At 68.6% G+C, this 25,865-nt stretch carries 26 protein-coding genes, 1 tRNA gene and 1 riboswitch; of the genes, 9 read left to right on the forward strand and 18 right to left on the reverse strand.

Annotated elements, in window-relative coordinates; translation table 11 throughout:
- Positions 1–48 precede the first annotated feature (48 nt).
- Complete coding sequence (locus UA74_RS25480) at positions 49–969, forward strand: helix-turn-helix transcriptional regulator (RefSeq protein ID WP_075744225.1); 921 nt, start codon at positions 49–51, stop codon at positions 967–969.
- 287 nt (positions 970–1,256) lie between these two features.
- Here the strand turns inward: UA74_RS25480 and UA74_RS25485 are convergent.
- From UA74_RS25485 to UA74_RS25495, 3 genes are all read right to left on the reverse strand, one after another.
- A tRNA-Val gene (locus UA74_RS25485) sits at positions 1,257–1,331 on the reverse strand.
- A gap of 42 nt (positions 1,332–1,373) precedes the next feature.
- Positions 1,374–1,838 carry a peroxiredoxin gene (locus UA74_RS25490; RefSeq protein ID WP_075742497.1) on the reverse strand — a complete coding sequence of 155 codons (465 nt, stop codon included), beginning with the start codon at positions 1,836–1,838 and terminating at the stop codon, positions 1,374–1,376.
- Between the two features lie 89 nt (positions 1,839–1,927).
- Positions 1,928–2,359, reverse strand: a complete 432-nt coding sequence (locus tag UA74_RS25495; RefSeq protein WP_075742498.1) for a DUF3052 domain-containing protein — start codon at positions 2,357–2,359, stop codon at positions 1,928–1,930.
- 305 nt (positions 2,360–2,664) lie between these two features.
- Here UA74_RS25495 and aceE point away from each other — a divergent pair, with 305 nt between their 5' ends.
- Positions 2,665–5,457, forward strand: coding sequence for a pyruvate dehydrogenase (acetyl-transferring), homodimeric type (gene aceE, locus UA74_RS25500; protein ID WP_075742499.1), 2,793 nt, complete (start codon positions 2,665–2,667; stop codon positions 5,455–5,457).
- A 253-nt stretch (positions 5,458–5,710) separates the two neighbouring features.
- On the opposite strand, the gene UA74_RS25505 is transcribed toward aceE, so the two are convergent.
- The 3 genes from UA74_RS25505 to mgtE form a co-directional block, all read right to left on the reverse strand.
- Positions 5,711–6,337, reverse strand: coding sequence for a hypothetical protein (locus tag UA74_RS25505; protein WP_075742500.1), 627 nt, complete (start codon positions 6,335–6,337; stop codon positions 5,711–5,713).
- 197 nt (positions 6,338–6,534) lie between these two features.
- On the reverse strand, positions 6,535–7,140 hold the full coding sequence (locus tag UA74_RS25510; RefSeq protein WP_075742501.1) for a hypothetical protein: 606 nt from the start codon (positions 7,138–7,140) through the stop codon (positions 6,535–6,537).
- 316 nt (positions 7,141–7,456) lie between these two features.
- A complete protein-coding gene (gene mgtE / locus UA74_RS25515; RefSeq protein ID WP_075744226.1) occupies positions 7,457–8,785 on the reverse strand; it encodes a magnesium transporter in 1,329 nt (442 codons plus the stop codon).
- Positions 8,786–9,415: 630 nt separating this feature from the next.
- On the opposite strand from mgtE, the gene UA74_RS25525 reads away from it, so the two are divergent.
- Positions 9,416–9,973: a DUF4232 domain-containing protein gene (locus tag UA74_RS25525; RefSeq protein ID WP_075742503.1), complete on the forward strand. Its 558-nt coding sequence runs from the start codon at positions 9,416–9,418 to the stop codon at positions 9,971–9,973.
- Between the two features lie 104 nt (positions 9,974–10,077).
- Here UA74_RS25525 and UA74_RS25530 read toward each other — a convergent pair whose 3' ends face one another.
- The 7 genes from UA74_RS25530 to UA74_RS25550 form a co-directional block, all read right to left on the reverse strand.
- Positions 10,078–10,470, reverse strand: a complete 393-nt coding sequence (locus tag UA74_RS25530; protein ID WP_157434442.1) for a hypothetical protein — start codon at positions 10,468–10,470, stop codon at positions 10,078–10,080.
- Between the two features lie 201 nt (positions 10,471–10,671).
- A complete protein-coding gene (locus UA74_RS25535; RefSeq protein WP_157434443.1) occupies positions 10,672–10,890 on the reverse strand; it encodes a hypothetical protein in 219 nt (72 codons plus the stop codon).
- Positions 10,891–11,063: 173 nt separating this feature from the next.
- Positions 11,064–11,441, reverse strand: coding sequence for a hypothetical protein (locus tag UA74_RS32435; protein WP_157434444.1), 378 nt, complete (start codon positions 11,439–11,441; stop codon positions 11,064–11,066).
- 106 nt (positions 11,442–11,547) lie between these two features.
- Positions 11,548–11,913, reverse strand: a complete 366-nt coding sequence (locus UA74_RS32440) for a hypothetical protein (protein WP_157442330.1) — start codon at positions 11,911–11,913, stop codon at positions 11,548–11,550.
- Entirely contained in the window at positions 11,910–12,362 is a 453-nt protein-coding gene (locus tag UA74_RS32445; RefSeq protein ID WP_157434446.1) for a hypothetical protein, read from the reverse strand. The genes UA74_RS32440 and UA74_RS32445 overlap by 4 nt, the downstream gene beginning before the upstream one ends.
- A 64-nt stretch (positions 12,363–12,426) precedes the next feature.
- A complete protein-coding gene (locus UA74_RS25545) occupies positions 12,427–12,627 on the reverse strand; it encodes a DUF397 domain-containing protein (protein WP_075742507.1) in 201 nt (66 codons plus the stop codon).
- Positions 12,617–13,495 carry a helix-turn-helix domain-containing protein gene (locus UA74_RS25550; protein ID WP_075742508.1) on the reverse strand — a complete coding sequence of 293 codons (879 nt, stop codon included), beginning with the start codon at positions 13,493–13,495 and terminating at the stop codon, positions 12,617–12,619. Before UA74_RS25550 ends, UA74_RS25545 begins: the two co-directional genes overlap by 11 nt.
- A 258-nt stretch (positions 13,496–13,753) precedes the next feature.
- Here UA74_RS25550 and UA74_RS25555 point away from each other — a divergent pair, with 258 nt between their 5' ends.
- Positions 13,754–14,149 carry a hypothetical protein gene (locus UA74_RS25555; protein ID WP_075742509.1) on the forward strand — a complete coding sequence of 132 codons (396 nt, stop codon included), beginning with the start codon at positions 13,754–13,756 and terminating at the stop codon, positions 14,147–14,149.
- Between the two features lie 332 nt (positions 14,150–14,481).
- Here UA74_RS25555 and UA74_RS25560 read toward each other — a convergent pair whose 3' ends face one another.
- The 3 genes from UA74_RS25560 to UA74_RS25570 all read right to left on the reverse strand — a co-directional run bounded on the left by UA74_RS25560 (position 14,482) and on the right by UA74_RS25570 (position 17,739).
- Positions 14,482–15,828 (reverse strand): M14 family metallopeptidase, encoded by a 1,347-nt coding sequence (locus UA74_RS25560; protein WP_232237454.1) that lies wholly within the window; start codon positions 15,826–15,828, stop codon positions 14,482–14,484.
- 69 nt (positions 15,829–15,897) lie between these two features.
- A complete protein-coding gene (gene pnuC / locus UA74_RS25565) occupies positions 15,898–16,548 on the reverse strand; it encodes a nicotinamide riboside transporter PnuC (protein WP_075744229.1) in 651 nt (216 codons plus the stop codon).
- 80 nt (positions 16,549–16,628) lie between these two features.
- Positions 16,629–16,764: riboswitch (FMN riboswitch) on the reverse strand.
- A gap of 156 nt (positions 16,765–16,920) precedes the next feature.
- Positions 16,921–17,739 (reverse strand): mechanosensitive ion channel family protein, encoded by an 819-nt coding sequence (locus UA74_RS25570; protein ID WP_075742510.1) that lies wholly within the window; start codon positions 17,737–17,739, stop codon positions 16,921–16,923.
- A gap of 935 nt (positions 17,740–18,674) precedes the next feature.
- On the opposite strand from UA74_RS25570, the gene UA74_RS25580 reads away from it, so the two are divergent.
- From UA74_RS25580 to UA74_RS25600, 5 genes are all read left to right on the forward strand, one after another.
- Positions 18,675–19,883 carry a PucR family transcriptional regulator gene (locus tag UA74_RS25580; RefSeq protein WP_075742512.1) on the forward strand — a complete coding sequence of 403 codons (1,209 nt, stop codon included), beginning with the start codon at positions 18,675–18,677 and terminating at the stop codon, positions 19,881–19,883.
- 397 nt (positions 19,884–20,280) lie between these two features.
- Complete coding sequence (locus UA74_RS25585; protein ID WP_083683631.1) at positions 20,281–21,249, forward strand: ACP S-malonyltransferase; 969 nt, start codon at positions 20,281–20,283, stop codon at positions 21,247–21,249.
- Positions 21,246–22,232: a beta-ketoacyl-ACP synthase III gene (locus UA74_RS25590; RefSeq protein ID WP_075742513.1), complete on the forward strand. Its 987-nt coding sequence runs from the start codon at positions 21,246–21,248 to the stop codon at positions 22,230–22,232. The genes UA74_RS25585 and UA74_RS25590 overlap by 4 nt, the downstream gene beginning before the upstream one ends.
- 154 nt (positions 22,233–22,386) lie before the next feature.
- Complete coding sequence (locus UA74_RS25595; RefSeq protein ID WP_075742514.1) at positions 22,387–22,635, forward strand: acyl carrier protein; 249 nt, start codon at positions 22,387–22,389, stop codon at positions 22,633–22,635.
- Positions 22,632–23,870: a beta-ketoacyl-[acyl-carrier-protein] synthase family protein gene (locus UA74_RS25600; protein WP_075742515.1), complete on the forward strand. Its 1,239-nt coding sequence runs from the start codon at positions 22,632–22,634 to the stop codon at positions 23,868–23,870. Before UA74_RS25595 ends, UA74_RS25600 begins: the two co-directional genes overlap by 4 nt.
- 421 nt (positions 23,871–24,291) lie before the next feature.
- Here UA74_RS25600 and UA74_RS25605 read toward each other — a convergent pair whose 3' ends face one another.
- Both UA74_RS25605 and UA74_RS25610 read right to left on the reverse strand, forming a co-directional pair.
- Positions 24,292–24,921 (reverse strand): hypothetical protein, encoded by a 630-nt coding sequence (locus tag UA74_RS25605; protein ID WP_083683632.1) that lies wholly within the window; start codon positions 24,919–24,921, stop codon positions 24,292–24,294.
- Positions 24,922–25,105: 184 nt separating this feature from the next.
- The gene (locus UA74_RS25610; RefSeq protein WP_075742516.1) at positions 25,106–25,609 is read right to left on the reverse strand and encodes a DUF3145 domain-containing protein; all 504 of its coding nucleotides are present in this window, start codon (positions 25,607–25,609) and stop codon (positions 25,106–25,108) included.
- Positions 25,610–25,865: the final 256 nt, after the last annotated feature.

Consider the following 25,865-nt stretch of genomic DNA (forward strand, 5'->3'; position numbering starts at 1 on the left):
TCGATCCGACCGCTCTCCGCTGCTCGTGGCCGCTCTACCATCGGATTCATGAGCACCAGGGACGAGGTTCGGGAGTTCGTCGTCTCCCGTCGCGCGAACGTCACCCCCGAGCAGGCAGGCATTCCCGACTTCGGCGGCGGGCGGCGCGTGCCCGGCCTGCGGCGTGAAGAGGTCGCGATGCTGGCAGGCGTCAGCCTGGACTACTACACGAGGCTGGAACGCGGAGACATCCGGCGGGCCTCGGACAGCGTGCTCAACGCGATCGCCCGCGCCTTGCAGCTCGACGAGGCCGAACGGGAGTACCTGTTCGATCTCGCCCGCGCTGCGCCGTCGGCAGCCGCAGTCCGCACCCGGCCCGTCGTCCGGTCGGTGCGGACGTCGGTGCAGCGTGTGCTGGACAACCTGACGGTCCCCGCGATCGTGCACAACGCGAGTCAGGACCTCATCGCGGCCAACCTCCCCGGCCGGGCGCTCTATGCACCGCATTTCGACACCGAGGGCGTGCCGAACATCGCTCGGTTCATCTTCCTCGACCCCCGCGCTCGGGACTACTACCTCTACTGGCCGCAGGCCCGCCGGACGGCGGCGGCGGTGATGCGGCTGGAAGCAGGCCGCGATCCGCTGAACAGGGACCTGACCGCGCTCATCGGCGAGCTGTCCGCCCGCAGCCCGCACTTCCGGCAGGATTGGGCAGGCCACGACGTGCACTCGCATCGCACGGGCGTCAAGTCGTTCCGCCATCCGGAGGTCGGCCTGATCGAGGTCGCCTTCGACGTGTTCGAGCAGGTGGGCGAGTCGGGTCTGCAGATCGTCACCTACAGTGCCCCGCCCGGCAGCGACTCCGCAGACAAGTTCGCCCGCTTGACGGCCTGGGCCGCGACCCGCCTGCCCGAGGCACACCGTCGGGCGAAGTCCGCGACGGCGCAGGACGATGAGGAGGCGATGCCGCCGAGGGCCGGGAACGACTGATCGACAGACCCACGTCGCAGCCGTCCGGCCCACACACCGTGCGTCGCAGGCCGACCCCGGACACGCCCCCGACCCGGGCGCGTCCCGAGGGGATGGAAGCCCGTCCTGCCGAACCGTGCCGAAGGAGCCTGCGTGGGCTCGCGACGGCAGCGCGTCACACCGTGACGACCGGCGGCCTGCATCGCGAGGCGCCGCACCGGGCGCCGCACTCGCCGACTGGGCGAGGCAGCCTGCCCGTGATGACGCTCCGCCTGCACCGGACCTCGCGGCGGGCACGTCGACGGACATGGTGGGCGCAGCAGGATTCGAACCTGCGACCGCTCGGGTGTAAACCGAGTGCTCTCCCGCTGAGCTATGCGCCCGATCGTGTCGGGAAGCCTACCCGGCTCCCCGACACGGTCGAGTCAGGCCGCCAGTTCGGCGATCGCCTTCTTCCAGGCCGACTGGTCGCGCGCCTCGCCTGCCCCGTTGCGCTCGGCGAAGCGGATGACACCCTGCTTGTCGATCAGGAAGGTGCCGCGATTCGCGAACCCGGCTGCCTCGTTGAACACGCCGTAGGTCTGCGCGACGGCACCGTGCGGCCAGAAGTCGGACAGCAGCGGGAAGGTGTATCCCTCCTGGCCCGCCCACTTCTTCAGGCTGAACGTCGTGTCGACCGACACGCCGAGCACGGTCACGTCGGCACCCTGGTAGTCGGCGAGCTCGTCGCGAACCTGGCACAGCTCACCGGTGCAGGTCCCGCTGAAGGCGAAGGGGTAGAAGACGAGCAGCACGTTGCTCTTCCCCTGGAACGACGAGAGCGTCACCGACTGCTTGTCGTAGTCGTTGAGCGTGAAGTCCGGGGCCTGAGTACCGACCTCAAGTGTCATTACCGCGAACCCTTCTGCTGGAAGCTCTGATAGGCGCCGTCCCGACCGCGTCAGCGCAGGCCGGGACAGCGTGTTCGGGAGCTGGTGGGTCAGCGTTTCGACTTGGCCGCCTTCGGCGAGACCAGCCGCGTCGCGGACCAGTCCTCCGCGACGCTGACGCTGGATGTCCGAGACAGTCCGGCTGTCGGCGCGGCCTCGGCGATCTCGCTGGGCTCGACGTAGCCGTCTCTGCCGGTCTTCGGCGTGAAGACCCAGATCACGCCGTTGTCGGCCAGCGGAGAGATCGCGTCGACGAGCGTGTCCACCAGATCACCGTCGTCATCCCGCCACCACAGCAGGACGACGTCCACGACTTCGTCGACTTCCTCGTCGCGCAGCTCACTGCCGCAACGCTCCTGGACCGCTGCACGAAGTTCGTCATCGACGTCCTCGTCCCAGCCGATCTCCTGGACCACCATATCCGGCTCGATCCCGAGCCTGTCGGCGACGCCGACCTTTCCGGCGTCTCCCGCGGCGACCACGGCTTACTCACTCCTCCTACAGTGGAGGTGCCAGGGCCTCGAACGGCCCTCGCACACAGTTGCTCTGTCCGATCTACTGCGACCGATTCCGGCTAGCGAACACCGATCGCACCCCCCAGCGCAACCGCTGGCAGGTGGACACGCCGCAGGAGATCCAATCACCACCGGTCAGGGTACTCGTGCCTGCGAAAAGTTACTGACCGGTACAGATGACGGCACCAGCGGTCCGAGACGACGATGGTGAAGGATGGCAGCGTTGGGCGAAGCCCAGCTTGACGACACCTCGACGTTGGCGAGGAGATCCCTTGGCCCCGCAGAACAACGGCAACGCCGCCGACAACGCCCCGCAGCGGGTGCGTGTGATCCGGGACGGCCTTGCCGCGCACCTTCCGGACATCGACCCGGAGGAGACAGCCGAGTGGCTGGAGAGCTTCGACTCGATCCTGTCCGCCACCGGCAGGCAGCGCGCCCGATACGTGATGCTCCGACTTCTCGAGCGCGCCAGGGAGAGCGGCGTCGGCCTGCCCTCCCTGACCTCCACCGACTACGTCAACTCGATCCCCACCGATGTGGAGCCCTGGTTCCCCGGTGACGAGGAGACCGAACGCCGCTACCGGGCGTGGATCCGCTGGAACGCCGCCATGACCGTGCACCGCGCGCAGCGGCCGGGCATCGGGGTCGGCGGCCACATCTCCACCTACGCCTCGTCCGCGACGCTCTACGAGGTCGGCTTCAACTGGTTCTTCCGAGGCAAGGACCACCCCGGCGGCGGCGACCAGGTCTTCATTCAGGGACACGGCTCCCCCGGCATCTACGCCAGGGCCTTCCTGGAAGGCAGGCTCACCGAGTCGCAGCTCGACGGCTTCCGGCAGGAGTACTCCCACGCGGGACCGGGCGGTGGGCTGCCCTCGTACCCGCACCCCCGGCTGATGCCGCATTTCTGGGAGTTCCCGACGGTGTCGATGGGCCTCGGCCCGATGAACGCCATCTACCAGGCACGGTTCAACCGCTATCTGCACAACCGGGGTATCAAGGACACCTCGGATCAGCACGTGTGGGCGTTCCTCGGCGACGGCGAGATGGACGAGCCGGAGTCACGCGGTCTGATCCACGTCGCCGCGAACGAGGGCCTGGACAACCTCACCTTCGTGATCAACTGCAACCTCCAGCGGCTCGACGGGCCGGTCCGAGGCAACGGGAAGATCATCCAGGAGCTGGAGTCCTACTTCCGGGGCGCGGGCTGGAACGTCATCAAGGTCGTCTGGGGCCGCGAGTGGGACTCGCTGCTGCACGGCGACCGCGACGGCGCGCTGATCAACCTGATGAACACCACGCCGGACGGCGACTACCAGACGTACAAGGCCAACGACGGCGCCTACGTGCGTGAGCACTTCTTCGGCCGCGACCCGCGTACCAAGGAACTGGTCACCGAGTACACCGACCAGCAGATCTGGAACCTCAAGCGCGGCGGCCACGACTACCGCAAGGTCTACGCCGCGTACCAGGCGGCGACCTCGCACCACGGCCAGCCCACGGTGATCCTCGCCAAGACCATCAAGGGCTACGGCCTCGGTCCGACGTTCGCCGGTCGCAACGCCACGCACCAGATGAAGAAGATGACCCTCAACGACCTCAAGCTGTTCCGAGACAGCACGCGGGTGCCGATCACGGACGCGCAGTTGGAGGCCGACCCGTACCTGCCGCCGTACTACCACCCCGGGAACGACGCCCCGGAGATCCAGTACCTGCTGGATCGACGCCGCAGGCTCGGCGGTTTCGTGCCGGAGCGCCGGGTGAAGGCCAAGCCGCTGGTGCTGCCGGGTGACAAGGTCTACGACGTCGTCAAACGCGGCTCCGGCAAGCAGGACGTCGCCACGACGATGGCCTTCGTGCGGCTGATCCGCGACCTGGCCAAGGACCCCGAGATCGGGCCGAGGCTGGTGCCGATCATCCCGGACGAGGCACGCACGTTCGGGATGGACTCGATGTTCCCGACGCAGAAGATCTACAACCCCAGCGGCCAGCTCTACACGTCGGTGGACGCCCAGCTCATGCTCGCCTACAAGGAGAGCGAGCAGGGTCAGATCCTGCACGAGGGCATCAACGAGGGCGGCTCAACCGCCTCGTTCACGGCGGCGGCGACCTCCTACGCCACGCACGGCGAGCACATGATCCCGGTCTACATCTTCTATTCGATGTTCGGGTTCCAGCGCACCGGCGACGGCCTGTGGGCGGCGGCCGACCAGATGGCGCGCGGATTCGTCCTCGGCGCCACGGCGGGCCGGACCACGCTCACCGGCGAGGGCCTCCAGCACAACGACGGACACTCACTGCTGCTGGCGGCGACCAACCCCGCGGTCGTCTCCTACGACCCGGCGTGGTCCTTCGAGGTCGCGCACATCGTCAAAGACGGTCTGCGCCGCATGTACGGGGAGTCCGAGGAGTTCCCGCACGGCGAGGACGTCATGTTCTACCTCACCGTCTACAACGACCCCTACCGGCAGCCTGCCGAGCCCGATGATCTCGACGTCGACGGGCTGCTGCGCGGGCTGTACCGGTACGCGAAGGCTCCTGCGGGCGACGGCCCGACGGCACAGATCCTCGCCTCCGGGGTGTCGATGCCCTGGGCGTTGCGGGCGCAGGAGCTGCTGGCCGAGCACCACGGCGTGCAGGCGGCGGTCTGGTCGGCGACGTCCTGGGCGGAGCTGCGCCGCGAGGCGGTGCGGACCGAGCAGGACAACCTGCTCCGGCCGGGGTCGAGGCGTGAGGTGCCGCACGTGACCCGTGCGTTGGAGGGCACCGGCGGCCCGGTCGTGGCGGTGTCGGACTGGATGCGCGCGGTGCCGGACCTCATCCGGCCGTGGGTGCCCACCGACATGCTCACCCTCGGCACGGACGGCTTCGGCTTCTCGGACACCAGGCCTGCGGCCCGGCGGAAGTTCCTCGTCGACGCGGAGTCGATCGTGGTGGGCACGCTGCTGGCGTTGGCCCGACGCGGCGACATCGACCACTCGGTGGCCGAGCAGGCGGCGCGGACCTACCGGATCGAGGACGTGCAGGCGGCCGGTCCGCAGACCTCCGATCCCGGGGTCTCCTGAGGTCCCATGACCTCGACGGCCTCTCGCCCGGCTTCGGCCGGGGCGGGAGGCCGTCGGCGTGTCGGGGAGTGTGCCGTGGGCCTGGCCGGTCAGGTCTCGGTGTCGGACGGGTCTCGGTGTCGGACGGCGCGGGTCGGCGCCTGAGGCCGGACCGACCGTTGGCAACACCGCCCCTGGCTGCCGGGCCGGGATGTCGAGAAGCGCCGTCTCTTCAACGAGGGCGGAGCACAGCCGCCTCGCAGGCGGCACCTGGTCACCGCGCCCGCCGCGCCCGCCGCGCGAGGGAGAAGGTGGCGATCGTCAGGGCAACGGCGAGCAGCCCTGCCACCAGCGCGAGGTCGAGCCAGCCACCCGACGGCTCCGGCACCACCACCGGACCGGTGGGTGTACGCACCTCCAGCGTGGCGCCGCGCGGCGTGATCGCATAACTCTCCATGGACGGCGTGTCCGGGGCCAGGGTGAACTCCGGCCAATCGGGCTGGTTCAGATTCCGCCTTCGCAGGCCCATGATCGCGGCGATCCGCAGCAGCACGACGACGGCGACCAGCGCGAGCCAGCCCGCCCAGCGTCGCCAGGGGCCTGCCCACAACAGCAGCAGGGTGGCCGTCGCGACGACCAGCGCCAAGGCCGCCGCCACCGCGATCTCACCCCAGTCCAGTGCGAGGAACGTCGTGCCGTCCTGAGCAAGCACACACCGGGTGTCGAGGCTCCGTCCGGTGAGCCCCGGCTGGTCGAAGCCTGCGGCACAGTCGCGCTGCATCAGCACCACATGGGCGGACCAGGCGGCCGCTAGCAGCACCGAGAACAGGACGAGCAGCACGGCGGGGGCCCACCACCAGACGGGCCGGATCGGGCTGCTGCGCCCCGGCGACACGGTCATCGCCTCGGCGTCAGTCTCGATGCGCCGCGGCTGCGGCGCGCGCGGTCGTCGTCACCGCGACGGCGAGCAGCCCGGCGATCAGGGCCGGAATCCACCAGGGCTGCGGCGTGGCCAGGACGTGGTCGCCGCCCGGAGTGTGCAGGGTGTACTCCGCGACAGTGGCCGTGTGGAAGCGATAGGCATAGGCGTCGTCCGGATCACTGTCGAGTGCGGCGGGGGTGGACGAACCAGGGGTGCACGTCTAAGAGCCTGTTTTTGATCCTCCTGGAGTCGTGAGCGGGGATCAGCGTGGCTGAGCTGCAAGGCGAAGGAAGGAGACATAACGGAGTTATGTTGACTGACGACAACGCCGCAGATAGCCGCGCTGGCCCCGCGCAACTCCGAAAGTGGGGATTAAAAACAGGCTCTACGGAGATCAGCTGCAACTCGCGCACGGCCGCGACGGCCCCGGCGACGAGCAGCGCGGGCACGGGCACCAGCGCGGCGCGCACGCCGCCGCCCCGCTGCACGGCACGCAGGGTGAGCAGGGTCGCGACCAAGGCCGCCGCCGCGAGCGTCCCGCCCAGCGCCAGATCCGCCCACGGCAGCCGGAACAACGGGATGCCGTCCTCGATCAGCAGGCACGCGGCGCCGTCGAGCCTGCCGGACAGCCCGGCGTTGCCGAACCCGTCCCCGCAGCCCGTGACGACGGCCAGCGCGTCGAACAGCCACCCGAACGCGGCGCTGCCTGCGGCGGCGACGAGCAGCCAGGCGCAGGCCCGCCACCACGTGGGCCAGCCGAGGCGCGGAGCCGCGCAGGTCATGCCCGGACTCCGAAGCACGGATGCCTGCCGAGGTCGACGACCGATTCGGCGGCTGCGGGCGTCGAGGCGATCCGGTCTCGTCTCATGTCACTGGGACGTTCGCGGGCCGATGACGTTCCCTCGGCTGCGAACAGCCCGCTGCCGCGCCCGCGACACGGGCTTCGCCCGGCCTGGGGGCGGGGTCACGCCGGGACCGCCTCGACCACGGCGCAGTGCCGCAGGCGCAGACCGGCCGAGTGGCCTGCCCGGCGGCGGACGATCTCCGATGCGTCCCGCACCGGCCGACCGAGTCGGGTCCGGCCGCCGCCGGGGGCGATCAGAGCCCGAGGACGAGATGGGCGGTGAGGAAGTAGATGATCAGTCCGGTCGCGTCGACCAGGGTGGTGACCATCGGGGCGGAGACCACGGCGGGGTCGACGCCGATCTTCTTCGCCAGCAACGGCATCCCGCCGCCCACGATGGCGGCCCAAGTGCAGACCGCGATCAGCGACAGCGCCACCACCAGCCCGAGCCGCCACCCGGCGAACAGGGTGCAGACGACCACGCCGATCGTCGCGAGCGCGACGCCCAGCATCAGGCCGACTCGCCCCTCCCGCCAGAGCACCTTCGGCAGGTCACCGAATCGCACGTCGCCGACGGCGAGCGCCCGCACGATCGACGTCGCCGACTGCGAACCGGCGTTGCCGCCCGTGCCGGTGATCAGCGGGATGAACAGCGCCAATGCCGTCACCTCCGCGAGGCTGGCCTCGAAGAACGTCAGGACGTTCACCGTCATGGTCGCCGCCACGATGAGCAGCAGCAGCCAGGGCAGTCGCGACCGGGCCAGGGCGATCACGCTCGCCGCCAGATAGGGCCTGCCGAGCGGGCTGGCCGCGGCCTGACGTTCGACGTCCTCGGTGTCGGCCTCCTCGATGACCTCGATCGCGTCGTCGACGGTGAGCAGACCGACGAGCCGCTGTTCACTGTCGACGATCGGCAGGCCGAGCAGGTCGGCCTCCTGCATGAGCCGTGCGGCGCCCTCGGCCTCATCGGTGGCGGCCACCGAGGGGACCTCGGTGTTCACCAGATCTTCGAGACGTTCCTCGGTTCCGCTGAGCACCAGGGTGCGCAGCGACACCACGCCGAGGAGCCTGCGCCCGGTGTCGATGACGGGAAGCGTGTAGACGGTCTCGGCGTCAGCGCCCCGACGCCGGACCGTCGCCAGCGCCTCCGCGACCGTCTGCCACGGATGCACCCAGACGACCTCCGGAGTCATCACCCGTCCCACCGAGCCCTCGGGATACCCGAGCAGCGCGGCCGTGGTGCGCCGCTCCCCCGGACTCAGCCCGGCCAGGACCCGACGGACCACGGTGGCAGGCGCCTCGGCGAGCATCCGCGCGCGGTCGTCGGGGTCCATCCCCTCGACAAGTTCCCGGAAGGCGTGATCCCGCAGGCCGTCCAACACACACTGCTGATGCACCGGATCGAGTTCCTCGAAGACCTCCAGTGCCCGGTCCTTCTCCAACAGCCGGAAGGGCAGGGCCATCGCGGGCTGGTCGAGGCGGCCGAGTTCGGCGGCGACCTCGTGCGGCGGGCGGTCGCCGAGCCATCGGCGCACCGCACCGAGGTCCTCGGCCTCGACGAGATCGCGCAGCTCGTCCTCCATCAGGGCCACCTCCAGCCGATCGCGGACCGCCGCACAACCTACTCCGCGCATTGGAGTCGTCGTCGGGGCCGAGCCTGCCGGCGCGGGCGGTACTCCGCCGGGCGAAGATCGTCGGGCTAGATCGCGTCGATCGTGTTGAGGTCGCTCCCGTGCATCCCCGGGTGGGTCCATCCCGGTCTGCCGGCGCGGCGACCGTCACGCGGCGGCGGGAGCAATGGACAGCTCGAACCACGAGGACGCCGAGCGGCGTTCTGTCCTGCGGTCCGTCGGCGGTCTCGGTGCAGACAATGGCGGCGAGCAGCAGCCCGGCGTCCCGCCCCGCCGAATTCCACGACGCGCGCCGGTGCCGTCGCCGACGGCGAGGGACTACGTCCGATGCGGATCGAGCAGCGACCTGTTCGCGCCGGAAGCTGTTCACGAGGTCCGATCAAGCCTGCTCATCTCGACGCGACGGGCGGCCGATCCGACGCCGATGAACCGGCCCGATGCAGGCCCGCCTGCACGATGAACACTTCTGAACAGGGAACCACAGGCAACCTCCCCCTGGACAGGCACGTCTTGTGGACAGGTCTGCAGAACGGAAGGGCCGGGCCGAACGACATAACGACATGACATACCGAAGGGATTCTGATGCGGAAGACGACTCGGACGACGACCACCCTGGCGGGGGTTCTCGGCGGCGCGCTGCTTCTGGTGGGCGGGCAGACCGTCGCAGGAGCGACGGCGACGGAGCCCGATGTCCGCGAGGGCGGCGTCTCGGCCTGCACGGCCGAGGACGTCGAGGTCGAGCTCAATCCTCAGCCCGAGCGCCCCGCCGACTATCTGCTGGCGCTGACGAACGTCTCGGACAAGACCTGCGAGTTCAGCGGCGCGCTCGGACTGGCGGGCCAGAACATGGCGGGCGAGCCGATCGACCAGGTACCCAACGACTCCGTCGACCACCCCGGCGCCCCCGCACCGATCACCCTGGCCCCGGACCACACCGCCTTCGCGGGCGTCCAGGTGGACCTCGGTGATAAGGGCGACCCGGACACCTACGTCGCCGCCGGCTTCACCGCCTCGCTGCCCGAATTCGACGGCGAGGTCCAGGCGAGGATCGTCGGCGCCGAGGACGAGCCGGTGCAGATCCCGCTCACCGGCCTGCGCGTCGGCACCCTCCAGCCGGTCACGGACGGCGTCCTCTTCTGATCGGGGCGAGTTGCCCGACCGCGTGGTCTGCCCGGTGCACTCAGCACCGGGCAGGCCTGCTCGCATGACGAGGCGGCCAAACAGATTCTCCCTTCATCAGCCCACTACTCGTCGTTTCCATCGAGTCTTTCCGGCAGATCGAACCAGGCAATGGTGCCGAAATAGACTTCCTTCCCGGCATCCGCCCAGGCATCCGCCTCAGCGAGGATGCGGCCGGCGGACTCTGCCGACGAGACTTTCCATGGGACGAATCCATTCTTTGCGAGGTCTCCGGGAACTATTTTTCCATCCCGCACCCGCTCCTCAGCAATGACAGCGGCAACTCGCAGCAGCTCATGATCATCAGCAGTCTGATCCCTGGCCAAGTACATGATCACGGTCAGGTCCAGATAGTCGTCTTCAATTGCCTCCATGACGCCTTCGACGACCTCGTCATCAACCAATTTTCCACCCTCGCGGTTGACATGAATATTGAGCCGCAGATCCGACTCGGTCAAACCATCAACAGTGGAGCCAGGTGAGCATCATACGATCGGCGCTCCATGGTGGGCTGCCTGCTGCGGAGACAGTCAAGAAACCGCATCCAGATGAGTGCGAACACACTCAACTTCGGAACTGCGACGTTCTCTTGCATCTCACCCGTCGACCGAGGCTTGAAAGTCAAGGATCTCCGCCGCTGACGGCGGCGTCGAGTGCGATCAGAGAACTGCGGAATAAGCCCGCACCGATTCGTCGAGCCGGGTTAGGAGCAGACCTGCGGACTCCAGTTCGTCGGCCGCCCGGCTCAGTGCGGCGACGGCTTCCCACGCCCGATCGTCCGACCCGCCGTGCCAACTTCCGCGAAGCTCCGCGCCCGCCTCGATACCCGCTGCCCGGTTCGCGACCGACCGGGCGCCGGGCAGATCAGTGACCGCCATCGTCAACCGATCGAGAATCTCACCGGCCGAGTGCATACGCCCCCCAGAGCCGTCTCCTGGCCGCCCCCGGCACGCCTGATCGACCCTGCTGGCGTCTTGACCGGCGGTGTTCCCGTCGATAACCGATCACCAGCAGTCGCACTCTTCGTCCTCCTTGTCTCGTGGCAGCCGATTCATGGCTCTGCCCGCTGCTCATCACAGCCCCCTTCAGAAACCGAGCGATCACGATCTGCGGCGCGAGCCGCGATGCGGCTCAGCAGATCGAACCAGGCGATGGTGCCGAAGTGAATCTCCCTTCTTTCATCTGCCCAGCTGTTCGATTCCGAGGTGATGCGATCAGCGGATTCATCAGGCAGGCTGAGCCAGGGAAGAAATCCATCTCGGGTGAGATCGCCCGGAACTATACGTCCTTCTCGCACGAGCTTGTCGGCAACGGTCGCCGCAATCCGCAGCCGCGCCGGCGAGTCACCAGCTTGATCTCGAACATGGTACATGATGACGGTCATGTCCAGATAATCATCCTCGATCGCCTCCATGGCGCTTTCGATCACTCATGTCGATGTAGTCGTCGCCAGCTGCTTCAAACACACCCGCAATGATCTCTTCATCAATCAATTATCCACCCCCACGATTGACACCCACCTCAACGGTCTAACCTTATTCACTCGGCGTAGCAGCATCGCGATCTGCGGCCCGCGCAGCGATTCGACTCGGCAGGTCGAACCAGGCAATGGTGCCGAAGTGGACCTCCTTCCTTTCGTCGGCCCAAAGATTGGATTCTGAAGTGATTCGATCAGCCGATTCATCAGGCGAGGTAAGCCAAGGATAAAACCCCTCCCGAGTGAGATCTCCTGGAACTATCCGCCCCTCCCGAACCAGTTTGTCGGCAACGGTCGCCGCAATCCGCAGCCGCGCCGGCGAGCCATCGGCCTGATCTCGAATATAGTGCATTATATCGGTCATATCGATATAGTCGTCCTCCGCAGATTCCATCACGCCCTCTACGATCTCATTATCGATCACGGCGTCCAACCCTCCCGATTAACGTGGATCTTCAGCTTCACGTCTTGCTCAGTCCTGATGTCGATAGTCGGATCAGGCGAACTTGTTGACTTCGTTCGGTATCCAATTTTGGTCGCATCAGGCAGCAAGACCATGACACCATCGTAGCGGGGTAGATCAAGTACAGTACCTCCCCGTGAGAGAGCATTGAATATCTCCAGCAACTCCTCCGTGCTTCGAACCTCACGGATTGGCCGTTTCTTCGAACCACGCGGCTTACGGCCGATTCCCTTGCCTTCGCTACGAGCGTGATCGGCAGCAGTCTGCCCCTTCCAATGGCCCGCCCCTGCCGTGCCATCCGTGATTGATGCGATTACGTTGAGGTGCTGGTGGATCTCGCGGAGCTCCTCGGGACGCAGGCCGGTCAAGGCCGCGCGAAGCCGGGCGATCACCTCGGGCATCGACGTCATGCGCACCCACCCGGCCACGACGACGGCAACAGCACAGCCAATGACCTACCCCCACGTGATCACGTCAGCGATCCATGGTCGCCCGCCCACCCCGGAGATCGTCAAGGAACTGCACCCAAACAGGTGAAGACACACTCAACCTCGGACCTGCGGCATTCTTCGAATCCCGCACATCCACCCCACCCGAGGCGAAACGCACCTCGACACAGTTGGCATTGTTCCCGCCGCTGCGGCTGCTCTTGAACCACGCTCTCTCAACTGGCACCGTCCAGCTCCTTCACGCAACGTGTCAAAAATTCTCGGGATTGATCCGGACCCAATGCGACCGCTCGCAACCGATCGAAAGCGTGGATACAGGCCGCGATATCCTCGTCAGCCTTGAGGTAGACCCCACCCTCGATAAACGTAGACTGGTAGACAGTGTCTGGCGCCTTCGCCCCGAAGCGGAAGATTGCCATCGAATCGCCCAACATCGGGTGGTCCGCGATCGACAGCGGCGCCACCTGAATGGTGACGGTCCGCTGATTTTCGATGACGAGAAGCAATCGGCGAATCTGGTTTAGTAGGATAGTCCGACTACCCAGAGGACGACGAAGTGCGGCTTCACCGATGACGAACCACAACCGAGGCGCGTCTTCACGGGTGAGCAGCTCCTGACGTTCCATACGGAACTGGACGAGGTTCTCGACCTCGATGGGATCATCTGCTCCAATGGCAGCCCTGGACACGCGGATCAACGCCCGTGCATAGTCTTCAGTCTGCAACAGCCCCGGAATGATCTCGCCCTCTGAGTAGTAGATCTCGCTGGCGAACGCCTCGTGGTCGCTGAGGCGTCGGAAGGCTCCTGGCATGACATCGGAGTGCATCCGCCTCGGCTGGCGCTGCCGCGCTACCTGAGCCAGGTCGTAGATCTCGGGACGAGCTTCGGCTGGGACGCCGTAGAGATCAAGCAGGGCGTCGACCTCCAAGCGCTTCAGCGGTCGACCACCGCCCTCCATCCTGCTGATCACGCTGCTGTCGCATTCGAGGACGGCTGCCGCATCCTTCTGCTGCTTACCTGCGGCCTTACGGAGCCTGTTCAGTTCAGCGCCGAGCTGGCGACGTTCGATCGTCTGCCGAGACCTGCTGCTCATCGTCGGTTTCCCCTCCGGTGTCGATCGGGTGATCAAGGCCAGTGTGCCGAGGGAGCGACGGAAGGCAGCACAAGTTCACCCTTTCAGGGTCGTGTGCCACGTGGCACGTGAGGGTTAAACTCGGCCCAGTCGGAACCGGTGGCCGATCTCTCCCTCATCCGGTGGTCGGCGGCAGTCTAGCGAGACCGCCGCCGCCTGGATCACGGCTGCTCTTCTGACGATCACCGCCCAGTCTTCCCCTGCCAGGAGGTCGTCGTCATGCGGATCGGATACGTGCTTCACGAGTGCTTCAAGAGCAGCAGTGGCGCTCGCGAATGGGATCGCCTCCTCGGCGTCCAGGTGGTGGTCGATCTCGACCCCCAGAACCTCGAACGGGCCAAGGAGAAGCTGGCGCCGTGGGCACTGGGCGTCCTCGCCGAACATCGGTGCGACTTCGGGCTGTTCGAGGCGCAGCTCGCCGTCCTCGACGAGGAGGACGAGCCGGGCCGCTACTTCCGACACTGCTATCTCATCGGTGCCGGCGCAGGCGCTAAGGCGGTCCAGCTCGAGGACAGTCCCAGCGAACCCGCCGAGATCCTCCGCCTCGCCTACGAGGACGAGGCCGTCGAACGGGACCTGACCGCCCAGGCGGCCCTGCTCGACAAGGCCGGTTGAGCAGCTGATCCGAAAGCGGTCGTCGGCCTGCGGCGGAACCGATCGCCGCGAGCTCCTGGAGATCAGCCCGCTCACGCCGCACGCAGACCGCCGCAGGCAGGCCAGTTGTCGCGGAAGCCCGGCGCCGGCCTGTCGGGCACCGTCAACACGGCAGCTCCAGCCCGCCACGCTGGCGCGGAAGCCCGGTCGACACTGCTCCCGCTCACGACATCGCCCCGAGCACGATCGCCGGAGGCATCAGCCTGCCTGCCGAGGATCACGAGACGGCTCGAAACGGCGAGGCCTGCGAGTCGGGCCAGACCGACGATTCCGGCGGTCCGGCCCGTCCGGCCTCAGCAGCGAGCCGCCGGAGTCCCCGCCGTCAGGTGGAAGTCGGCCCGCTCGTCGAGCAGCAACGGGATCAGCTCACGCAGCGGCTGTGCCATCGGCACCAACACACCGTCCCGACCGCTCCAGCTCCGCACGCCGTGCGTCGCCAACGTCGACTCGACCTCGGTGAACTGCTCGGCGGTCAGCCGGTAGCCGCAGATCCGCTCGGTGACGACGTCATCGGGCGCGGGCTCCTCGTTGTCGGCCCCGCCGAAGTAGATCGGTCTGTGGTTGAGATAGCCCGCGGCCCGCGCCGCGCCCGTGGTCAGGCTGATCCGCGCGCCCCGCTCGCGCAGCATGTCGAACGCGCCGGCCAGCCCCGCGAGCTGCGAGTCGACGCGACGACGGTTGTTCACCGCCGGATCGGCCAGCTCCTCCTCGGTCAGCGCGGTGGTCCTGGTCTCGACGAGGATGCCCACCGCGTCCTTGATCCCTGCGGTGTTGCGCAGGATGCGCTCCTGGCCGTCGCCCGCGACCTGTTCGATGGGCTCGCCGGTCTCCGGATCGACGTGAATGCCGTAGATGCCACTGGTGAAGCCCGCCGTCTCCACCGCAGGACGCACGTACTCCTCGGAGAGCGCCTCGGACTGCGCATGAACCCGGTCGTCGGTGTTGAGGTTGCGCGGCCACAGCGAGAGGAAGTCCCGGTCGTACACCGGCGGGCGGGCGCCGTACTCGTGCAGGTCGTAGACCAGATCCGGTTCGTGGTCCCGGAGAAGTTCCGCGATGGTGCGCGCCTCGGGGGTGGTCAGCGCGATGTGGTCGCGGTTGATGTCGATGCCCTCGCCGTTGCCTCGGGTGTTCGCGACGAAGCCGTCCGGGTTCGCGGTGGGCACGAACAGCAGCTCGGTGGTCCGGAGCAGCCGTTGCAGCTCCCGATCCTCGGTGAAGGCCAGATCACGGATCGTCGACAGGCACGCCTCGCGGCCCGAGGGCTCGTTGCCATGCTGTGAACACAGCAGGAGGGCGGTGGTGCGGGCGGGCGCTAATCGGGGGCCGCCGATGCGCACCAGATTCAGCGGCCTGCCCTGGACGGAGGTGCCCGCCTGCTCGATCTCGATGCCTCGGCCACGGTCGGCGACCTCGGCGAGGAAGGCGATCTCCTCGTCCTCAGTGGTCCAGGCAGCACCGTCGCTCAGTTCGAAGCCGGTGCTCGGCGGCTCGGCCGACGACGGAGACGCGCCGCCCGCCTGGGTCTCGGCCACGGCGGTGGCTCCTGATGCGGCGAACAGGCCTGCGGCGAGCAGCCCGGCCCCCAGGCGTCTGACGAGGGCGGCGCGTCGTCCTCGGGGTTCTCGGAGGGTGGACACGATGTTCTCCCTTCCGTGCCGGGGGCGGCCCGGCATCGAAAAAAGAACATCAAGAAGCTCGTTGCCCGGTCAAGCTAGTGACTTCGCCGCGTTCCCCGGGTCGGCCGAGGCGGCGCGCTGGGCCCGTGCGGCGCGCGCCCACTGCAACCAGCCCTGGACCACCAGCACGGCGAACACCACGTACACCAGTGCGCTGAACCATAGCCCCGAGGCGAGCTGCAGCGGGACGCCCACCGCATCCACCGCCAGCCAGACGAGCCAGAACTCGACGAGGCCTCGGCTCTGCGCAAGGAAGGCCACCGCCGTCCCGACGAAGATCCACGCGTCCGGCCATGGCGCCCAGGACGCGTTCAGCGAATCGAGCAGCAGCGCGAAGGCCGTCGTCCCCCCGAGCATGAGGCCCAGCAGGATCAGGCGCTCGACGCCGGTCGCCGGGCGGACGGCGATGCCGTAGACGGGATCACGCCGCCTGCTCCAGGCCCACCAGCCGTAGATCGAGATCGCCAGGATCACGACCTGCCGGGTGGCGAGTCCGCCGAGCTGCGCAGAGAAGTAGACGCTGAACAGCAGCACCGTGGCGGCCACCTGCACCGGCCAGGTCCACAGTGTTCTGCGCTGCGCAAGGAAGACCACCGCCAGCGCACAGAGCTGTCCGATGAACTCGGCCCAGGACACCTGTTGGCCGAGCAGCACCAGGTGGTGTTCCAGCAGCAGACTCATCTCGCGTCCTCCTCGCAACCCTCTGCCACCGGGGGTCGCGAACGCGAAGCCGACGGCGCACGACGGCTCCGCCGACTCGCGTGCGCCGCCTACCATCCGGACTTTCACCGTCGGTCCCGGAGTTCCACCGGGTCAACCGTCGCGGCCGAACAGCAGCCGGACGGGTCGCGGACTGTCACCGCCGGTTCGGACTTCCACCGACCCCGGAGCGCACGTCGTCTGGTCAGCCAAACGACGAACGGCCCGGCGGCATTCCGTCGACCTCAGCCCACATGATGTGAGCTGAGACACTTCCGCCTCACCCGGAGATGGGCGGAGCGGCGACGAGAACACCGCCGGGCCGTCGGCCGACTCGGCGAGGAGCCCCCTCGATCAGGTCGGCTGGCCGCCGGAGTCGAACGGGTCGGCGTCACCGGGCCTGCGCCGGGGACGGCCTGCAGGCCGGTCGCGCCCCTCCCCGACACCGCCTGCGCCGCCGCCACCCGCCGCGGTCGCACCGCCTGCGCGCTGGCCCGCTCCGCCGCTGCGGGCGGTCTCGTTCTCGAAGTGGTCCAGCCAGGTCACCCACCGCTGCTGAGCAGGCTTGATGAGGCCGCCGCCCAGGCCGACCACCAGGATGCCGCCGATGGTGGCCAGCACCGTGATCAGTACCGGCAGCGTGACGGTGACGGCGATTCCGAGCTGGTTGAGCGCGGCGATGACGCCCAGCGCGACAAGGAAGACGAAGGACAGCGTGCCGAGCAGATGTCCGTAGGACCGCCCGGCGAGCGCGGAGCGGATCAAGTCTCGCACCACCCGGCCGATGGCCGCCGCGATCAACAGCAGGATCAGTGCCACCACGACGCGCGGGATGTAGACGATGACCTGGTGGAGGAGTTGGCTGATGGCATTGCCGGAGCCGAAGACGCTGAACGCGATCTGCAACGTGATCAGCATGATGAAGTAATAGATGATCTTGATGATGATGTCGCCGAGATCGACCTTGGACTTGCTGAGCATCCCGGAGAGCCCGGTCTTCTCCACCAGCCGGTGGAAGCCCGCGCGGTGCAGCAGCAGCCCGAGCCCCTTGGACACTCCCTTGGCGATCAACCAGCCGATCAGCAGGATGATAAGGAAACCGATGAATTTGGGCACGAACGTGGCGATCATGGACCAGGCGTCCCCGAGCCCGCTGCGAATGTTCTCGCCCACCGCTTCCTCCTCGTCAAGCGACTTGTGTCTTCCGTCTCCTCCAGATCGTTTCCTGATCGACCCGCTGACGCCGTCATCGCCACGCAGCACGAAAGGGGGAAATCGCGTCGGGACCACGATAGATCGAGCGATCGAGGCAGCCGGGCCACCGTACCGAGGCCGCCACCGCCCATGACTTTCGCAGGTCAGCGGGCCGCAGCCACGGCGGCGAGCCGAGCAGGCGCCACGTGGGGGAACCACGAACTCATTCGCGTGCCTGCCCGGGTGCAGCCCGGCGGGCTCTCAATTCATCGGGAGCGCGAAGCGAATACCACAGGAACTCCGAATCCGCCTGTTCGGCGATGCGACCCCGAAATCGGGCGGACTCGGTGCAGCCCCGGAGCCGCACCTGTCGCGGCCATTCCCGGATTCCCGAAAAGGGTCGCGGAGTCGGAGCGAGTGCTGCGGCAGCCACCGCAGGCCGGCCGGTCGACGGCCGCCGCGCACCGAGCGCCGCGATCACACGCCGTCCCCAGCCGCCCCGGCCTGCCCGCGCTCGTCCTGGTGGACGACCACGCCCCGACGTCGCCAAGGGGTCACCCTCGCACTCGGCAGGCTCGGCCGCCCGATCCGACCGGCGGCAGTGCGTGCCGCCCCGAACGAGCACCGGCTCACCCCGCCGCCGGGCGCACGGCCTCGGTCGCCCCCACTCGGGTGCCCGAAGCAGGTGCCGCGGGCCGAAAGACGTTCCGGGCGGTCGGTGTCCTGCCAGGCAGGGATCGGTTCGACGACGATCACGACGGGATCGACGGCGGCGGTCGGCCTGCGGCCCACTCCGGCTGACTCCGGGGACGACCTCCGGTTCGCGGGTCTCGGCACCCGTGACGGCCGAACGACGGCGGCCGAAGCATGCCCGGCCCCCTCCGCCCCGAGGCCCCCATGCGATTCTGGCGGCCATGGGCGAGGCCATCGAAGCAGGACAGGCCAGGAATGGACTGTCTGTACAGACCCTGCGCAGGCTGGAGTACGCCTCCGGCGGCCTGGCCACCGCGAGCATCGCATCGATGCAGAGCCTGCTTCCCTGGTTCCGCAGACTCCCAGCCGATCAGCGGGCCAGCATCCTGCTGATCATCCAGGCAGGCGTGGCGAACTTCATCGTCTGGCTGAGCGAGTCGGAGTCCACGCCGAGAGTGACGGCCGAGGGATTCCTGCGCGCCGCCCCCAAGGACCTGTCCCGGTGGATGAGCCTGCGCCAGACGGTCGAGCTGGTACGCATCGCCATCGACGTCTTCGAACGCAGGCTCCCCGAACTCGCCGCGGACGACGCGGAGCGGGCGGTGCTGACCGAGGGAATCCTCCGCTTCGGTCGCGAGATCGCCTTCACCGCCGCCACCTCGTATGCGGCGGCGGCCGAGGCCAGGGGCGCCTGGGACGCCCGGCTGGAGTCACTGATCGTGGACGGGGTCGTGCGGGGCGACGCCGAGGAGTCCCTCCTGTCCAGGGCCTCGGCGCTGGGCTGGGATCAACCGGTCGCCGCCACCGTGCTGGTCGGCAATCCGCCGTCGACCGATCCGCCCGCCGTGCTCTACGAGGTGCGCAGCCGTGCGGCCAGGGTGTCCCGGCCGGTGCTGCTGGGCGTGCACGGATCACGGCTGGTCGTGGTGCTCGGCGGAATGGTGGACGCGGCCGAGGAGCGCGACGTCCTGTTGAAGATCTCCGAGGGCTTCGGGGACGGACCGGTCGTGGCGGGCCCGACCGTGGAAAGCCTCGCCGACGCGCACCGCTCCGCGGAGGACGCGCTCTCCGGGCTGCGGGCCGTGGTGGCCTGGCCTGCCGCTCCTCGGCCGGTGCGGTCCACCGATCTGCTGCCGGAACGGGCGCTGGCGGGCGACCCCGGCGCCGAGCGGCAGCTCGTCGAGCAGGTGATGATGCCGCTGGCCGAGTCCAGTGGCGGGCTGCTGGAGACGGTGCAGGCCTATCTCGAGGTCGGCGGCGTGCTGGAGGCCTGCGCGAAGACCCTGTTCGTGCATCCGAACACCGTGCGTTATCGGCTGCGCCGGGTGGCGGAGCTGACCGGGTACAACCCGGCGGATCCCCGCGACGCGCTGGTCCTCCAGGTCGCTCTCAAGGTGGGCAGGCTCGCGCACGCCCGAGGGCTGTGGTGAGCCGCTGATCGCCGCCGCCCGGCGGCAGATGTCGCCGCGCCCCGGTCGAGACTGCCCGGTGTGATGCGCGCGCCATTGCGGGTGAACGCCGGCGCGACACGCTCGCCCCGGTGCGGCGCGGTCCGCAGGCACCGGCGATGCCGTCGTCCGCACCCGCGAGGTGCACCGCCCGGACGTCGTCCGGTGCACGACGGTCCCCGTCGCTCATGCCTGCGCCAGGGGTCTCCCAGCCGGGGACGAACTGCGGCAGAAAACCCCGGACGACCTCGGAAGACCCGTGGTCGGGAACAAGGAATGACCGTCTCACGTCGCAGGAGTCGTGACCGCCTTGTAGGAACCCCACAACGAAGGGCCTGGGACTTCGTCAGCCACAGCATCACAGACCAGCAACGCGGACGTGTTCAGTGAACGGGTGATCGCACTGCTCGCGCCAGGACAGGGTTCTCAGTCGCCCGGCATGCTGACCCCGTGGCTGGAGGCCGAGGGTGCCCGCGAACAGTTGGCCGACTGGTCCGAGGCCACGGGTCTCGACCTCGTCCGGCTGGGCACCGAGGCCGACGCGGAGGAGATCAAGGACACTGCGGTCACCCAGCCGCTGGTCGTCGCGCTGACCCTGCTGGCAGCCGAGGAGCTGTGCCGCCGGATCGACCTGCCCACGAACCTGACGATCGCGGGCCACTCCGTCGGAGAACTCGCCGCAGCGGCGCTGGCGGGGGTGTTCCGGCCGATCGACGCGGTACGTCTCGCGGCGGTACGCGGCCGGGAGATGGCCGACGCCTGCGCGTTGGAGGCCAGCGGGATGTCCGCCGTGCTGGGCGGCGAGCCTGACGTGGTGCTCGCCAGGCTGGCGGAGCTGGGGCTCGACCCGGCGAACCGCAACGGCGGCGGCCAGATCGTCGCGGCGGGCCCGCTCGATGCGCTGAGCGCCCTGAGCGAGGAACCGCCGGAAGGCGCCAGGGTGCGACCGCTGGCCGTCGCGGGCGCCTTCCACACCCGGTTCATGGCCCCTGCTGAAGAGGCGCTGCGCAAGCACGCCGAGTCTGTCGAGGTCGCCCACCCGGTCCGCCCGCTGCTCTCGAACTTCGACGGCGGAGCACAGGACGACGGCGCCGAGATCCTACGGCGACTCGTCGCGCAGGTCACCCGCCCGGTGCGCTGGGACGCCTGCATGGCCACGCTCGCCGATCAGGGCGTCACCGCCGTCGTCGAACTGCCGCCTGCCGGGGCGCTCGTCGGCCTCGTCAAGCGGGGCATGAAAGGCACGAAGACCGTGCCGTTGAAGACCCCCGCCGACCTGGACAAAGCCGTCCAGGTGATCACCGAACACGCCGCCGACGCCGACACCACCTCGGAGACCACTCGATGAGCGCCGAACGGCCTCGGATCACCCTGCGCACCGGACCCGCCAACACGCGCATCCTCGGTCTGGGCAGCGCGCTCGGCAATCGGGTGGTCACGAACGACGACCTCGCCAAGACCATCGACACCTCTGACGAGTGGATCCGAGAACGCGTCGGCATCGTGAGCAGGCGGCTGTCGGATCAGGATCAGACCTTGGTGAGCATGGGCGTCGAGGCGGGCTCCAAGGCCGTGGCCGACGCCGGGTTAGCAGCCGCCGAGATCGACACCCTCATCTTCGCCACCTGCACGATGCCCGGCCCGATCCCCAACGCCGCCGCGCAGACCGCGGACGCGATCGGCATCAAGGCGGGAGCGGCCTTCGATCTCAACGCGGCCTGTGCGGGCTTCAGCTACGCGTTGGGCACCGCATCCGACCTGGTTCGAGGCGGATCGGCACGTCGAGTGCTGGTGATCGGCGCCGAGCGTTTCACCGACTGGGTCGACTGGACGGATCGCGCGAACGCGATCATCTTCGCCGACGGGGCGGGCGCCGCCGTCGTCGGACCGGCCGAGGAGCCGGGAATCGGACCGGTGGCGTGGGGCAGCGCGGGTGACCTGGCGCAGACCATCCACCTTCGGGACAACCGTTTCATCTACCAGGAGGGGCAGGCGGTCTTCCGCTGGGCCACCACCAAAATCGCCCCGGTCGCCGAGGATGCGGTGGCGGCCGCGGGACTGAAGCTGTCGGACATCGACGCACTCGTACCGCACCAGGCCAATCTCCGCATCGTCGAGTCGATCGCCAAACGGCTTCGCGCCAAGGGCGCACGGGAGGACCTGGTGGTCGCCAGGGACATCGTGCACACCGGCAACACCTCGGCCGCCTCGATCCCGATCGCGCTGGATCACATGCGCGCCGCGGGTGAGATCTCTCACGGCGACGTGGTGCTGCTGATCGGCTTCGGCGCGGGGTTGTCCTACGCGGGGCAGGTGGTGGTGTGCCCATGAGGCGCTTGACGCACCTCACCTGCTCGTCTGATACCGACGGGTAAGCCCCCGGCGTGCAGGCCACGCCCCCGTGGTGCGCCACACTGCACGCTGTCGTCTTCCGAGTAGGCCTGCCTGGCCGACCGGATACCAGCACAGAGGAAAGGGAAAGTCTGTGTCGAACGAGGGAACCACCTTCATCGCCGACGGTCTGGCCGCGATCGTCGAAGAGGTCGCCGGTGTCGCCGCTGACGACGTCACCCAGGACAAGTCCTTCATCGACGACCTGGACATCGACTCGCTGTCGATGGTCGAGATCGCCGTGCAGGCCGAGGACAAGTTCGGCGTCAAGATCCCCGATGACGAACTCGCCAACCTCAAGACCGTGGGCGATGCGGTGAAGTACATCGACGACAACAAGTGACCGACAACGACGTAGTCGTCACCGGGCTCGGCGCGACGACACCGCTCGGCGGTGACGTCGCGTCCACCTGGGACGCCATGCTCGCCGGACGCAGCGGCGTCCGGCAGATCCCTGCGGAATGGCCGGAGAAGTACGACCTCCCGGTTCGCATCGCCGCCCCCCTTGCGGTGGAGCCGACCGACGTGCTCCCCAGGGTCCAGGCCCGCAGGCTCGACCGCTGCGAGCAGGTCGCGGTCATCGCGTCGCGGCAGGCCTGGGCGGACGCCGGGTCTCCCGAGGTCGACCCGGAACGACTCGCCGTCGTCGTCGGCACCGGCATCGGCGGGGCCATCACGCTGCTCGACCAGGACGACCTGCTGGAGCAGAAGGGCCTGCGGAAGGTCTCGCCGCTGACCATCCCCATGTTGATGCCCAACGGACCGGCGGCCGCCGTCGGTCTGGAACTGGGTTCGCAGGGCGGAGTGCACGCGCCGGTCTCGGCCTGCGCCTCCGGCGCCGAGGCGCTCGCCTGGGGCTGGCGGATGCTCAAGGCAGGCGAGGTCGACGTGGTCGTGGCAGGCGGGGCCGAGGCAGTGATCCACTCACTGCCGGTCGCGGGATTCGCCCAGATGCGAGCGCTGAGCACCCGGAACGACGAGCCGGAGCGGGCCTCTCGGCCGTTCGACGCCGACCGGGACGGATTCGTCCTCGGTGAGGGCGCGGGCATCATGGTCCTCGAGCGGGCCGACTACGCCGCCGCCAGAGGAGCCCGCGTCTACGGCAGGCTGGCGGGCGTGGGCACCAGTGCCGACGCGTACCACATCACCGCCCCTGAGCCGACCGGTCGCGGCCAGTCCTCGGCCATCCAGAAGGCACTGCGCTCCGCGGACCTGTCGCCGTCCGACGTCGATCACGTCAACGCACATGCGACGTCCACTCCGGTGGGCGATGTGGCCGAGGCGGTGTCGATCAAGTCATCGATCGGTGATCACCCGGTGGTGACGGCACCCAAGTCGTCGATGGGTCATCTGCTCGGAGCGGCGGGCGCGGTCGAGTCGATCATCGCGCTGCTCTCGCTCTACCACGGCGTGATTCCGCACACCCAGAACCTGGAGAACCTCGACCCCGGCGTGGAGCTGGACGTCGTGGCGGACGCACCCCGCAAGGGCACGTTCACCGTGGCGGTGAACGACGCCTTCGGGTTCGGCGGACACAACGTCGCGCTCGCGTTCACTGGTGGAAGCCCCGGCCTGTAGCAGTGCGGGCGCCTGCGAGGAGTCCTCGCAGGCCGCGTCGGAGCAGAGTCTTCTCGGCTCTGCCCTCATAGATCGGGTTCGAGCCACCGCAGGACGCCGGGCCGCTCGCGCCGCCGCACGGCACAGCCACCGGTTGTCGGTTGTCGGTTCGACGACACCGTGCGGGCGGCCGTCGGGCATCGAGAGCCGGGCCGAGCGAGGGCTCGGCGGTGCGGACTCGGCCAGGGTGCAGGCGCCCACGGCGGTCGTCACGGCTGGTGCTGCGGCACCGAACGGGGCTGTGGCGCGCTGCACTGCCGGTTCGTCGTGCGGCGGCGAGCGGGTCGGCGAGGACGACCGCGACGGGCAGGCAGGCACGCGGCGGAAATCCGGTGAGCCGACCGGGCTGACAGGCGGGCGGGAGCTCGGCGGCGGGTGCGGATCAGCCCTCGTCCTCACACGGGCTGGGGACGGAGCTGTTCGGCAGTCCGCTGTCGAGTTTGAGCCTGCCGTTCTCGATGGCCAGCGGATAGACGACCCGCCAGTACACACAGTCGGCGGGCACCTCGGCGGGGGCGTCCTGCGGGTCCTGAAGGCTGACGAAGCTCAGCACCATCCGCAGCGAGTCGGCCGGGCCGGGATCGATGCGGTGGACGATCACGTTGCCGTCGGTCGTGGACCGGTAGCTGTCCATCCAGACCTGTTCCGGCAGGTCTCGGACGCGGTGCTCGACGACCGTCGTCGCCCATAACTCGTAGTTGAGGCCGTTGATCGCCTCGAAGTGGGTGTCGACCAGCACGCGGATCGCGTCCTCGTCGGGATGACCGAGCACGTCGTCCGAGAGGACCGGCTCGACGGGCTCGCCCTCCTGCGGTCGGTCGGCAGGCGGGCGCGCGGGGGTCGTCGTGAGAGCCGCCGTGCTCGACGGGTAGCGATCGGCGACGAGCAGGCCCGCGATCACGGCCAGACCGAGCACTCCGACGATGCCGAGGGCGAGCCAGGCCCTGTGCAGCCACCCGGGCTCGCGGGGGCGCCCGGCGAAATCCCGGGGCGGCTCACTGTCGGTCAGCACTCGCCCAGGGTGTCATACCTTCCGCGACGAACCGGCTCGATCGTGCAGTGCAAGGCGGCCGTCCGGTCGCGCTCCGCCCACCGCCCGACCGAAACCTCCGACACCGACCGGGCGGCCGTCCCACCCGATCAGGCCCGCGATCGGCGGGGTACACAGTCGAGGCCGCGATGGTGTCGCGGCCGGTTCAACCGACCTGGTGGAGCCAGGTGACCGGGGCGCCGTCCCCTGCGGGCCGAAACGGTTCGAGTGCGTCGTCCCAGGCGGCGCCGAGCAGTTCGCCGACCCGGTGCGTCACGGTGTCCCGTTCGACGCCGCAGGCGAGCAGCGTCCGCAGCTGGTCCTCGGTGACCACGATGTCCCCGTTGGCGCTGGTTCTGGCCCGCCACAGACCGAGGCCGGGCACATGGCAGAAGCGCTCGCCGTCGATGCCGGGGCTCGCCTCCTCGGTGACCTCGAAGCGGATCATCGGCCAGACGCGCAGCGCGGCGGCCAGACGCGCTCCGGTGCCCGCCGCGCCGGACCAGTTGCATTCGGCGCGCAGCTGACCGGCGGCCATCGGCTGCGCAGTCCACTGAAGACCGACGCGCGTGCCCACCGTTCCCGAGATCGCCCACTCGACATGCGGACAGACCGCAGAAGGCGACGAGTGGACGTAGACGACGCCACTGGTGTTGCCACTAGTGCTCACTGCTGACCTCCGCTGCTCGACGAGGGACGTCTTCCCCTACGGCCTCGCGAGCAGCGCGCGGTTCGGTTCCACCGTAGAACGGTGAATCAGTTCACCACCGTAGAACGGTGAATCAGTCGACAACCTCCGGACCGCGATCGAACCACCACATTGAACGGACATAACAGACAGCTGATCGAATCGATCGATGGCGTCATTCTGCACCGACGTGGCTGATCTCCGCCAGACGAGTCCGCCGAGGCGCCCGGGCACGACA

Source organism: Actinoalloteichus fjordicus, assembly GCF_001941625.1.
Classification (GTDB): domain Bacteria; phylum Actinomycetota; class Actinomycetes; order Mycobacteriales; family Pseudonocardiaceae; genus Actinoalloteichus_A; species Actinoalloteichus_A fjordicus.